At 38.0% G+C, this 12,358-nt stretch carries 14 protein-coding genes; 12 read left to right on the forward strand and 2 right to left on the reverse strand.

Features of this window, described 5'->3' with window-relative positions:
• Positions 1 to 95 precede the first annotated feature (95 nt).
• The 6 genes from ACZLO7_RS02600 to crcB all read left to right on the forward strand — a co-directional run bounded on the left by ACZLO7_RS02600 (position 96) and on the right by crcB (position 5,475).
• Entirely contained in the window at positions 96 to 401 is a 306-nt protein-coding gene (locus ACZLO7_RS02600) for a winged helix-turn-helix transcriptional regulator (RefSeq protein WP_427749779.1), read from the forward strand.
• Between the two features lie 77 nt (positions 402 to 478).
• Positions 479 to 1,402 (forward strand): UDP-N-acetylmuramate dehydrogenase, encoded by a 924-nt coding sequence (murB, locus tag ACZLO7_RS02605; RefSeq protein ID WP_464939091.1) that lies wholly within the window; start codon positions 479 to 481, stop codon positions 1,400 to 1,402.
• A gap of 90 nt (positions 1,403 to 1,492) precedes the next feature.
• Complete coding sequence (locus ACZLO7_RS02610; RefSeq protein WP_464939039.1) at positions 1,493 to 2,245, forward strand: exodeoxyribonuclease III; 753 nt, start codon at positions 1,493 to 1,495, stop codon at positions 2,243 to 2,245.
• A 115-nt stretch (positions 2,246 to 2,360) separates the two neighbouring features.
• Positions 2,361 to 4,736: a penicillin acylase family protein gene (locus ACZLO7_RS02615; protein WP_464939040.1), complete on the forward strand. Its 2,376-nt coding sequence runs from the start codon at positions 2,361 to 2,363 to the stop codon at positions 4,734 to 4,736.
• 20 nt (positions 4,737 to 4,756) lie between these two features.
• A complete protein-coding gene (locus tag ACZLO7_RS02620) occupies positions 4,757 to 5,128 on the forward strand; it encodes a fluoride efflux transporter FluC (RefSeq protein WP_464939041.1) in 372 nt (123 codons plus the stop codon).
• Positions 5,125 to 5,475 carry a fluoride efflux transporter CrcB gene (gene crcB, locus ACZLO7_RS02625; RefSeq protein ID WP_464939042.1) on the forward strand — a complete coding sequence of 117 codons (351 nt, stop codon included), beginning with the start codon at positions 5,125 to 5,127 and terminating at the stop codon, positions 5,473 to 5,475. The genes ACZLO7_RS02620 and crcB overlap by 4 nt, the downstream gene beginning before the upstream one ends.
• Before the next feature lie 44 nt (positions 5,476 to 5,519).
• Here crcB and ACZLO7_RS02630 read toward each other — a convergent pair whose 3' ends face one another.
• Entirely contained in the window at positions 5,520 to 6,500 is a 981-nt protein-coding gene (locus ACZLO7_RS02630; RefSeq protein ID WP_464939043.1) for a DmpA family aminopeptidase, read from the reverse strand.
• 165 nt (positions 6,501 to 6,665) lie between these two features.
• On the opposite strand from ACZLO7_RS02630, the gene ACZLO7_RS02635 reads away from it, so the two are divergent.
• The 3 genes from ACZLO7_RS02635 to ACZLO7_RS02645 are packed head-to-tail and all read left to right on the forward strand — an operon-like array spanning position 6,666 to position 10,265.
• On the forward strand, positions 6,666 to 7,031 hold the full coding sequence (locus tag ACZLO7_RS02635) for an ArsR/SmtB family transcription factor (protein ID WP_464939044.1): 366 nt from the start codon (positions 6,666 to 6,668) through the stop codon (positions 7,029 to 7,031).
• Complete coding sequence (locus ACZLO7_RS02640; protein ID WP_464939045.1) at positions 7,018 to 9,126, forward strand: heavy metal translocating P-type ATPase; 2,109 nt, start codon at positions 7,018 to 7,020, stop codon at positions 9,124 to 9,126. The genes ACZLO7_RS02635 and ACZLO7_RS02640 overlap by 14 nt, the downstream gene beginning before the upstream one ends.
• A gap of 29 nt (positions 9,127 to 9,155) precedes the next feature.
• Positions 9,156 to 10,265, forward strand: a complete 1,110-nt coding sequence (locus ACZLO7_RS02645) for a GNAT family N-acetyltransferase (protein WP_464939046.1) — start codon at positions 9,156 to 9,158, stop codon at positions 10,263 to 10,265.
• Between the two features lie 42 nt (positions 10,266 to 10,307).
• Here ACZLO7_RS02645 and ACZLO7_RS02650 read toward each other — a convergent pair whose 3' ends face one another.
• A complete protein-coding gene (locus tag ACZLO7_RS02650) occupies positions 10,308 to 10,463 on the reverse strand; it encodes a lmo0937 family membrane protein (protein ID WP_464939047.1) in 156 nt (51 codons plus the stop codon).
• A 96-nt stretch (positions 10,464 to 10,559) separates the two neighbouring features.
• Between ACZLO7_RS02650 and ACZLO7_RS02655 the strand changes: the two genes are divergently transcribed.
• The 3 genes from ACZLO7_RS02655 to ACZLO7_RS02665 all read left to right on the forward strand — a co-directional run bounded on the left by ACZLO7_RS02655 (position 10,560) and on the right by ACZLO7_RS02665 (position 12,280).
• Positions 10,560 to 10,868 (forward strand): late competence development ComFB family protein, encoded by a 309-nt coding sequence (locus tag ACZLO7_RS02655; RefSeq protein WP_464939048.1) that lies wholly within the window; start codon positions 10,560 to 10,562, stop codon positions 10,866 to 10,868.
• A 105-nt stretch (positions 10,869 to 10,973) separates the two neighbouring features.
• Entirely contained in the window at positions 10,974 to 11,393 is a 420-nt protein-coding gene (gene mntR / locus ACZLO7_RS02660) for a transcriptional regulator MntR (protein WP_427749800.1), read from the forward strand.
• Between the two features lie 26 nt (positions 11,394 to 11,419).
• Positions 11,420 to 12,280: a CvfB family protein gene (locus tag ACZLO7_RS02665; RefSeq protein WP_464939049.1), complete on the forward strand. Its 861-nt coding sequence runs from the start codon at positions 11,420 to 11,422 to the stop codon at positions 12,278 to 12,280.
• Positions 12,281 to 12,358: the final 78 nt, after the last annotated feature.

Here is a 12,358-nt window from a genome sequence, read left to right on the forward strand (position 1 = left end):
TAAAATAATAAATTAGTTACGTCAAGTAAATAAGTTACCCTAAGTTTACTTTTTAAAATAATCCCGCTACAATAACATATATAGAGGTGAAAAAAATGAAAGAATCAGCATTATGCCCTCGTTTAGCAAAATCTATGGATTTGATAGGTAAACGCTGGATGGGCTTGATCTTATATCAATTATTAGATGGACCGCAGCGCTTTAATGAAATTGAATCATCGATGCCAATTAGCGGGCGACTATTATCTGAGCGTCTAAAAGAGCTTGAAAAAGAAGGTCTTGTTGAACGCCATGTGTATACTGAAGTACCAGTTCGCGTAGAATATACTTTGACAGAAAAAGGCCAAGGTTTAAAAGCGGCAATCAGTGAGATTGAAAATTGGTCTAAAAAATGGCTTTAAGTGAATATCACTTGTAAAAATGCAGTTGTCTATTCATACTATGAAGGAATAGAAGTTTAGAAAGGAAAGGTCTTTCAATAATGAAACAACAATGGGCAGCAAAATTATCTACTATAGTAAATCCTGAAAACGTTAAAATAGATGAACCACTAGATCAATACACGATGACAAAGCTAGGCGGTAGCGCGGATGTTTTTGTCATGCCTTCTACTGAAGAAGAAGCAATAGCAATTGTAAAATATGCAAATAACAACAACATCCCAATTTTGCTATTAGGGAATGGCTCAAATATGGTTGTACGTGATGGAGGAGTTAGAGGGATTGTCCTGAACTTTTCGAAATTGGACGACATCCGTATTGAAGGTACAACTGTTTATGCACAAGCAGGTGCATTGATTAAAGACGTATCAATAGCAGCGGCAGAGGCAACTTTAACAGGTCTAGAATTCTCATGTGGTATTCCAGGATCTATTGGTGGCGCAATGGCTATGAATGCAGGCGCATACGGCGGGGAAATAAACGACGTTATTTTACATTCAACGGTACTAACACCAACTGGCGAAAAATTAGTTCTAAACAAAGAACAACTTGATCTAAGCTATCGTAAAAGTATCATCTCTAAAAAAGGTTACTACGTATTATCTTCTGAGTTTGAATTACAACAAGGTAATCAACAAGAAATTGATGCGAAAATTGCTGAGTTAACATTTTTACGTGAATCGAAACAACCGCTTGAATACCCTTCAGCAGGAAGTGTTTTCAAACGCCCTCCAGGTTACTTTGCTGGTAAATTGATTCAAGACAGCGAGCTGCAAGGTAAAGGTGTAGGTGGTGCAGAGGTTTCTACAAAACATGCTGGCTTTATCGTAAATAAAGGTGGCGCTACAGCTACCGATTACATCAACACAATTAAAATGGTGCAAGCCACTGTTAAAGAAAAATTTGATATTGAGTTAGAATTAGAAGTGAAAATTGTTGGAGAAGAACCTTCTAAAAACTAATTAGTGCAACCTTTATGAAACTAAAAACTACAGAGAACGCCTTTCGTATTTCATGCGGAAGGCGTATTTATATTTAAAAGGGAGTATACTATGAAATTTATATCTTGGAATGTCAATGGAATTCGAGCATGCTTGAAAAAGGGTTTTTTAGAATATTTTAATGAAATAGATGCAGATTTTTTCAGTATTCAAGAGTCAAAATGCCAAGCTGGACAAGTTGAATTAGATTTACCAGGCTATGAACAATATTGGAATTACGCAGAGCGCAAAGGTTATTCTGGAACAGCTATATTTACAAAACATACACCATTGTCCGTTAAATATGGTGTAGGTGACCAATCGACGCAAGAAGAGGGCCGTATCATTACATTAGAATATGAAAATTTCTATTTAGTAAATGTGTATACACCAAATTCAAAACGTGACTTAGCGCGTCTCGATTATCGAATTGAATGGGAGGATGAGCTGAGAGCTTACTTATTATCCTTAGACCAAGTAAAGCCTGTTATTTACTGTGGTGATTTGAATGTTGCACATGAAGAAATAGATATAAAAAATGCTAAGTCGAATATCGGTAATTCAGGTTTTACAGCAGAAGAGCGTGGCAGAATGACAACGTTGTTAGGTTCTGGATTTACAGACACCTATCGTTACTTATTTCCAACACAAACCGATACTTATACATGGTGGTCTTATATGAATAAAGTAAGAGAACGGAATATTGGATGGCGGATTGATTACTTCATCGTTTCAGATTGTTTACAAGGTGAAATTGAAGGTGCAGAAGTACATGCTAATATTCTAGGAAGTGACCATTGTCCAATAGTATTAACATTAAAATGATTTGTTTTAATAGAGAAACCCCACTTTTTGTCGAAAAAGCGGGGTTTTTTTATTTTATATAAAAGGAAAAAATTCTTCGGGAGCCGAATATAGTAGGAGCAAGGGGGGCGAAATTATGGCCAATGAGAAAAAGCGCGGTCGATTATGGAAATGGCTGAGCTGGACTATAGGGGGGTTAATACTTATTGCATGTGGAGCACTTATTTTTGTTAACGGTTACATAGGTAAATCTAAACCGAAAATAGATGGTGAAATGCAAGTAGCAGTATTGGATGAAAATGTGAAAGTTGTACGTGATGACAAAGGCGTTCCGCATCTCACAGCTAAAACAGATGCAGATTTATATCGAGCGCAAGGTTTTGTTCAAGCTCAGGATCGACTATTCCAAATGGATTTAGCGAGAAGACAGGCAAGCGGTAGACTGGCAGAGGTCGTTGGTGAATCTGCAGTAGATACGGATAAATTCTTCCGTACATTTAGTTTGCGCTCAGCTGCTGAAAAGTCTGAAGCGGGCTATTCACAAGAGGCTAAGCAAGTTTTAGCTTGGTATGCTGAAGGTGTAAACGCATTTATGGAACAAGCAAAGAAAGAGGGTAAATTATCGTATGAATTTCGTTTGCTTGGCTATGAACCTGAGCCTTGGACACCAGTTGATTCATTAACGATCGGTAAATATATGGCCTATGATTTAGGTGGAAATTGGGATATGTTAGCGTTTAGGCACTGGGCATTAAACAATTTACCAGATGAAGAGGCAAAAGAGCTAATCATTAAGTATCCAGACAATGCGAAATCGATTATTGCAGCAAATAAAAAAACGCCTGTAAAGGTTGCAGGACAATTCGATGCGTCGCTATTACCGCATGAATTTAATGGCAGTAATAACTGGGTTGTATCGGGCAGTAAAACAGAGTCAGGAAAGCCTTTACTAGCGGATGATCCACATTTAGGTTTAAGTACGCCATCTATTTGGTATCAAATGCATTTGGAGAGCCCTACGCAGAATGTGAGTGGAGTTATTTTTGCAGGAGTACCTGGAATTATTTTAGGGCATAACGAAAAAGTAGCGTGGGGTGTAACGAATGTAAGCCCTGATGTGCAGGATTTATATATCGAAACACCAAATCCAAGTAATGCAACTGAATATAAATATGAAGGTAAGTGGGAGAAGGCTACAGTACGAGATGAACCCATTAAAATCAAAGGTGGAGAAACTGTAGACTTTGAAGTGGTAGAAACGAGACATGGTCCGATTATTTCAGATTTAGCATTTAATAAAGAAAAGCCGACTGCGGTATTTTCTATGCAATGGACTGCTTTAGAACCAACATTGGAATTACAAGCGATACTAAATATTAACCGTGCAGAAAATTGGGAGCAGTTTGAAACAGCTTTAGAAGATTTCCAAGCACCTGCCCAAAATTTTGTTTTTGCTTCAGAGGACGGGACGATTGCTTATAAAGCAAATGGTCGTATTCCAATTCGTAAAAAAGGAGACGGTCAGCTACCGGTGCCGGGGGATTCAAAGGAGTATGGCTGGAAAGGTTACATCGATTACGACAAATTGCCAAAAGTCGTAAATCCTGATAAAGGCTTTATAGCGACAGCAAATAATGAAGTAGTCGGTGAAGAATATCCATATCATATTACGGACTTCTGGGCACAGCCATATCGTTATGAACGAATATATGAAGTGCTAGCGAGCAATAACAAGCTGACAGTAAAAGATATGCAAAACTTGCAAATGGATCAGAAGGACTTATACGCAGGTGAGTTTTTGAAGGATATGCTAGGCTCTGTAAAACGATCGGATAGTAGAAATGAATATAAGGACATTTTGAAAATGATGGAGGACTGGGATCAAGTCGATTCAAAAGAATCTGGTGCCCCCCTAGTTTTCAACTTGTGGATAGTTAATGTTCAGAAGGAATTGTTTGAAGATAATTTACCAGAAGATGTGTATGCAATGATGCCTGGAAAATATAATATTACGGATGAAATTATGCGCCAAGCCTTTGCAGGAAAACAAGGTGCATGGGTGACCAAAGCAGGTGGCATTGACCAGCTCATGTACAATTCCTTTAAAAAGACTATAAAAGATATTGAAGATAAATACGGAAAAAATGCTGAGAAATGGCAATGGGGAGATTATCATCAGTTAACATTTAACCATCCGTTATCAGCTGCTTCACCAATTCTGGCGAAATTACTAAATCCAAAGCCAGTACCTATCGGAGGCTCTAAATTTACCGTACAAGCAGCGGCAAATGATGGGAAAGGTAATGTAAATCATGGTGCATCATGGCGCTTTGTTGCAGATTTAAGTGACTTATCGAAGGGGTACCATATTGTTGGACCTGGACAAAGTGGACATATGAAGTCTGAGTGGTATAACGATCAAGTTGACGATTGGGCGAATGGTAAGTATCATGAAACCATTATTACAGGTGATGTGCCCAATGGTAAGAAATTATTATTAAAGGCTCAATAACTATAGAAGGTGTTTTGTAAATGGTAGAAATAATATCGGTCGCTATTGGCGGTATGATAGGAGCAATGCTTCGCTATGGTGTAACAATAACAGTACCGTCAGAATGGATGTTGTGGGTTGTTAATGGAATAGGGAGTGCTATATTAGGAGTATTAAACGGGCTATTTGTTCGCTATAAACCAGCCAATTCATTACGACTTTTTTTAACAACAGGTATGTTAGGCGCATTTACGACATTCTCCACTTTTTCTGCTAGTTGGCTTGCACTTATGCAGACTAGTGCGTTATTAGCCATAGTATACGCAATTATGATGACAGGTGTATGTGTTGCGTTAGCTTCTTTTGGTTACTTATGCACAGTACCGAAAGTAAAAGCAGGTGAACGATTATGACCTGGCTTTTAGTTGCTGTAGGTGGTGGCCTCGGTGCCGTAGCCCGTTATGGTGTGATAGAGTGGATGAAGCGAAAGGAACAACCCTTTTTTATCTCTACATTTCTTGTAAATAGTGTTGGTTCACTATTGATAGGGATGGCTTTACATTTAGGGGCGGAGCAAGCGACGATTACCTCAATTTTCACAATTGGCTTTTTAGGAGGATTCACTACATTTTCTACATTTGCTTTTGACGTTGTAAAATTAATAGAAGAACGTGATTATCGTGCGGTGTTATTGTATCCGGTACTCACATTATTTGTAGGTCTTGTTTTAGTAACGCTAGGTTGGCAAATATTAGCCTAATGCAAAAAGGAAGCTTGGCAATAATGCCAGGCTTCTTTTTTTTCTTATAATTGCCCTTTGCTAATCATGCGACCTTTCCGTCCAGTTGTCGTTTCAGCATGTAGTAAGGACTGGTATATAGATTCTTCAGTCGCTTCTATAACCGCTTGAAAAAGGTTATTCATTACGTCTGTATCATCACGTAATATTGAATATTCTGCAGTTAAGGAATTTGAAGTGTGTGGAATTGTATAGGCATTTGAAAAGCTGATAATAATATCACCACTACCATTATGGATATGTGTTCCTGTTCTACCTAAGCCAATGGAAGCGCGTTTAGCCAAGCGCTTTAGTTGACGTGCATCAACTGGAGCATCGGTAGCGACAACGATAATGACTGAACCATCTGGCTTGTCGATTTGTTTTTGTTGCCAGTTCGCAAATTTGCATTCATGGGCATTGCCAAAGTTCGTTAAAGATAATACTCCAACTGTATAAGATTGATCTCCGCTATCCACAATTCTAGAAGAGGAACCAATTCCTCCTTTGACGCCGTAACAAATCATACCTTTACCAGCGCCCACTGCTCCTTGTTGAACAGGTCCACCACCAGCATTTTGGATTGCATTTTGTGCGTGCTCGGGTCTAACAGCCATTAAACGCATGCTATTTAAATGACTATCGTTACATTCACCAACAACAATATTAAGTGAGCTAGTAGAATCTCCAATTGCCGGATTTTCTTGCAACATATGCTGCAAAGTACCTTCTAAAACTGCTCCGACACTAAATGTGTTTGTTAGCATAATAGGCGATTCTAGTACCCCTAATTCTTCTATTTGTATAAGACCGGCTGTTTTACCAAAGCCGTTCAATACAAAGCTTGCAGCAGGTACTTTTTGTTCAAATGGATTTTGGTTATGGGATAAGATCGCTGTTACACCCGTACAAATTGTGTCTTCTTCATCTAACTTTTTGTGTAATGTTACATGCCCAACTCGTACATTTGGGACGTCTGTTATAGCATTCCATCTCCCTTTATTCATAACTAATCTCTCCTAATTATCTTTTTGATTAATTATATTGAAAATTCAAAATATAAACAATGGAGAAAATTGTCCTGAACAATCAAACAACCATTTGAATAAAATATGTAAAAAATGTATACTGATATTAACAATCAAATGAATGTTTGAATGAGGAGGTGCAGAATGCAAAAAGAAATGTGTGAAGTAACTAAAGTACATGAAGAATCGGTAGAGCGAGTACAAAGTCAAATTCCCGAATTGCAAAAGTTAGCTCAATTCTTTAAAGCATTTTCAGATGAAACGCGCTTAAAGATTTTATATGCATTAACAATTGAAAAAGCATTATGTGTCTGTGATGTAGCAGCGATTATAGGTTCATCAACGGCAACAGCATCGCATCATTTAAGGTATTTACGCGATAATGCTTTAGCAAAATCGCATCGTAAGGGGAAACTCATTTATTATGAACTTGCAGATAATCATGTTGAACAACTTGTGAAAATTGCCTATGAACATTTGAAAGAAGGGGATTGCATTGAAGCAAACTGAGCAGCAAGAGTATAGATTGCAGAATTTATCTTGTGCGAGTTGTGCAAAGAAATTTGAAAAGAACATTCAAAATATCTCTACAGTAGATGAAGTGCAAATAAATTTTGGAGCAGCAAAGCTCACAGTTATAGGAGAAGCATCAATTGAACAACTTGAAGAAGCAGGTGCCTTTGATGGCATAAAGGTTAAACATGCAGATGATAGAAGGATTGAAAAGAATACCCCATTTTTTAAGAAGAAAGAAAATATTTTAGCGGCCATTTCTTTAATATTCGTTTTAGCAGGTTATCTAGTGGCATCGTTTAAAGGTGATGATTATTTACCAGCGATAACTCTGTTTTTATTAGCCATAGTCATTGGCGGATATGATATTTTCAAAACAGGATTTAAAAATTTACTTCGATTAGAATTTGATATGAAAACGCTAATGACGATTGCCATTATTGGAGCAGCAATAATAGGTGAATGGCAAGAAGGGGCAGTTGTCGTCTTTTTATTTGCTGTTAGCGAAGCGTTAGAAGCTTATTCGATGAATAAGGCAAGACAGTCAATTAGTAGTTTGATGGATATTGCACCAGCAAATGCAATGGTACGTAGAGGAGATCAATTAGTAGAACTTGCAACAGAGGATATTCTAATTGGTGATATATTAATTGTAAAACCGGGGCAAAAGATTGCTATGGACGGTAAAGTGCAAAGCGGTATTTCAAGTGTAAATCAAGCTCCAATTACGGGTGAGTCAATTCCAGTAAGGAAAGAAATGGGGGACGAAGTATTTGCTGGAACATTGAATGAAGAGGGCGCGTTGGAAATCTTAGTTACGAAACATGTAAAAGATACAACGATTGCGAAAATCATTCATTTAGTAGAAGAAGCCCAGGCAGAAAAAGCTCCTGCCCAAAAATTTGTAGATCAGTTTGCAAAATATTACACACCACTAATTATTTTAATAGCTATATTAGTGTCATTTATAACGCCACTATTTTTGGGCGATTGGAATCACTGGATATATCAAGGATTGGCAGTATTAGTAGTCGGCTGCCCATGTGCACTTGTTATTTCAACCCCAGTGGCAATTGTTACAGCAATTGGAAACGCAGCAAGACAAGGAGTTCTCATTAAAGGTGGAGTTCATCTAGAACAACTTGGGCGTATAAAAGCAATTGCATTTGATAAAACAGGTACATTAACAAATGGCGTTCCTGAAGTAACAAATGTATTAGTAGCAGATTATATTACGGAAGAAACTTTGATTCGTTTAGTAGCTGCAGTGGAACAGTCATCTCAGCATCCATTAGCTCGTGCAATTTTACAATATGCAAAAAAAAATAAGGTACTACCAGCTATTGCTGAACAATTTCAATCGGTGACAGGTAAGGGTGCATATGCTGAAATAGATGGTGCTCGTATTTCCGTAGGGAGTATAACATGGATTCAAGAGACAGTAAGTATACCTAAAGCTATGCAATCTACTATTAGCAACTTTCAAAAAGAAGGAAAATCTGTTATTGCCGCTATGTCAGGAGAAACTTTCCTTGGTTCTATAGCGATTGCAGATAAAGTTCGAAGTAATAGTGTAAGTGTCATTCAAAAACTTCGTGACAATGGTATTGCACATACGGTTATGCTAACTGGTGATGCTGAGCCAACAGCTCGAGCTATAGCGCAGGAACTTCAGTTAACAGATATACGTGCTGGGTTATTACCAGAAGATAAATTACAGGCTATGAAAGAACTACAGTCGCAGTATGGTTCGGTTGCCATGGTTGGGGATGGTATAAACGATGCACCTGCTTTAGCGAATGCAACAGTTGGCATTGCGATGGGTGGTGCTGGTACGGATACAGCATTAGAGACAGCGGATGTTGCATTAATGGCAGATGACCTAGAAAAATTGCCATATACGATAAGACTTAGTCGAAAAACGTTGCGAATTGTTAAAGAAAATATTATGTTTGCATTAGGGCTAAAATTGATAGCGTTACTTCTAATTATTCCAGGATGGTTGACACTCTGGATTGCTATCTTTGCAGATATGGGTGCAACCCTACTAGTAGTATTAAATTCGTTACGTTTAATGCGCATGCAGAAATAACTGTATTGTGTAATCGGAGGTCGAGTAATGTGAAACTAATAGAGTGGACAATGGAAGAACAGGAACAGTTAATACATTTTATGACGATGAATACGTGGCCATATCACGTCAATTCTCATCCAGGTCGTGAACTAGTCGAAAAGGCGATTGATGAGGGTGGCTACGAGTCAGAAGAGGTGAAGACTTTCTGGTTAGAAAGCGATGAAGGCGAAAAGGTAGGTTTGGTGAAGATTTATGATCTGCAAGATGAAATACCTCTTTTTGATCTACGTATTGCGGAAAAATGGCGTGGGTTAGGGCATGGCACTGCTGCATTAAGGCTGGTCTCAAATTATGTATTCAGTTTGCCTGAGAAGAAGATTCGTCTTGAAGGGCATACACGACAGGATAACTTCCCGATGCGCAAAACCTTTGAGCGTGCTGGCTTCTTAAAAGAGGCACATTTAAGACAAGCTTGGTTCGTACCAAAAGAGTATGCATACTATGATGCTGTCACATATGGCATCACCCGTGAAGATTTTTTAGAAGGAAAAACAACGCCTGTTAGTTGGGACGATGAGAAAGTAAAAGAGGAAGTTCGTTTTCAAAAAAACTGGGATTTCCCTAATACGTTTAATTCTGAAAGATTGATTATACGTATGCCGCTAATGGAAGATGCTGAAGCAGTTTGGGATTCGATTGTTGAATCAGCAACGTCATTAAAACAATACATGCCGTGGGCTCAGACATTACCTAAATCTGAAGAGACAAGAGAGAATATTCGACAAGCTATTGCAGATTTTTTGGCGAGAAAAGACTTGAGATTGCATATATTTTTAAAGGGGACAGGAGAATTTATAGGCAGCTCTGGTTTACACAAAATCGATTGGGATATTCCAAAGTTTGAAATTGGCTATTGGTTAGATGCACGTCATGAAGGTAAAGGCTATATGACAGAGGCAGTTGAACGTATTACACAATTTGCTTTTGAAGAGTTATATGCAGCACGTATAGAAATTCGTTGCGATGTTGAGAATATTCGTAGTAGAGCTGTTGCTGAACGTGCGCAATATGAATTAGAGGGAATCCTTAAAAATGATTCACTTTCTGCTAACGGAAAAGTATTGAGAGATACTTGTATATATGCCAAAACACAATGAAAAAATCGAATGCCAATGCGTTTACGCATTGGCATTCGAATGTTATAATGATTTTTTTCCTGCCAGTAATTGAACGAAGAATATAATACCTGCAATGACTAAAATAATGTGGATGAGACCGCCACCGATTTTAAAAAGTAAGCCAAGTAACCAGAATACGATTAAAATACAGACAATCCACCATAGCAGTTTCCCCATTAGGCACACCCCTTTTGTTGTTATGTATAAATAATTCCCTTTTTCGAAAAACTTAAACATAAGGGAATTGTCGGAAGTACTTGAAGGAGAGAGATTATGACGGAACAAATGAAAACCTCGACAGTTACCAAAGAAGTGAAATTGTTGAACGTAACTGAGGAAATCGTGCGAGGACTTGTGACTTTCGCTATTCATGGTCCTGACTATCCAACATTTTGTCGCTGCCAAAAATGTGAATTAGATATTTGTGCTATTACGTTAAATCATTTAGATAATCATTTTGTGACAACAAAAGAAGCTCGTGAAAGAGCCTACACTGTTTTAAAGACACCCGAGAGCATCGAGAAAATTAATAAACAAATCATACATGCGATTCACATCGTCAGTCAGAAATCGACACATTAAAGAACTATTCCCTGTAATAGGTACGCTCATTTACTGTTTTAGGTTACGTTTTATTAGTGCTTGTAGTAAACTATACAGTAGGATATGGAAAGAGAGGGACATGAGATGCCGACACCGAGTATGGAAGACCACATCGAACAAATATACTTATTAATTGATCAAAAGGGTTATGCACGCGTATCGGATATCGCTGAAGCATTGTCAGTTCTTCCTTCCTCTGTTACCAAAATGGTTCAGAAGCTTGATAAAGATGGTTACTTAGTGTACGAACGTTATAGAGGCCTCATGTTGACCCCTAAAGGCTCCAAACTAGGCAAGCGTTTAGTAGAACGACATGATCTACTAGAGAATTTTTTAAGACTAATTGGTGTAGATGAAGAACGAATTTACAATGATGTTGAAGGAATTGAGCATCATTTGAGTTGGAATTCTATAGACCGCATAGCAGATCTTATACAAGTGATGGAAGAAAATCCTACATTTATTCAAAAGCTTGAGGAGTTAAAAACTCAACAAAGTGAATGATATGTCATATGAAGGGAGCTAGATGTATGGCAGAATTACAATCAGGCGATATCGTTAAATTATTTGTGAAAGAAAAACAAGAATCAAAGTATATTCTAACCAATGATTTTGTTGATATTCCACTTAATATTTCGGAAGTAACGGAGCCTTTAGAACTGAATAGTAAAATTGAGGTGTTTTTATTTGCTGACCGTAGAGGAAATCTATCCGCTACAACAGCTATACCTCATATTAATAAAGACGAATACGGCTGGGCACGCGTATTACATGTGAAAGATCGTGACGGTGCTTATGTTGATATCGGTACTTCGAGAGAGGTATTAGTACCAGCGGAGGATTTACCAAAGCTTAAACCACTATGGCCAGAGCCTGGCAACCATTTATTTATCACGCTGCGTACAGACCGTGATGGAGGTTTATTCGGACGCCTTGCTACAGAGGAAAAAGTATTGGAAATGTATGAAGATGCAGAACCTGAACTTTTCAACCAAAATATCATCGCTCGTCCATACCGTTTACTACCAGTTGGAACATTCCTAATTGGTGTAGATACACCTTATCGTATCTTTGTACATGAATCAGAACGTAATGCAGAGCCTCGCCTTGGTGCAGATATCTCAGTACGTGTAATTGAAGTGAAAGAAGACGGTACGATTAACGCTTCAATGTTACCACGTAAATACGAACGTCTATCGGATGACGCTGAGAAAATCTTTGCTTACTTACAAGAAATTGGCGGCAAAATGCCTTTCGGAGATAAATCGTCTCCTGATGAAATCAAAGAGATGTTCCATATGAGTAAGGCTTCGTTTAAACGCGCTTTAGGAACATTAATGAAAGCCGGACGAATAACACAAGTAGATGGTTGGACTGAAATTAAAGAATAAAATTGATGGAGCAAAAGTAGAAAGTTTCCATACTTTCAGAAACTTTTTGCTCCTTTTTTTCGTAATAATACATAGTGG

This window comes from Viridibacillus sp. d25.2 (assembly GCF_055456015.2).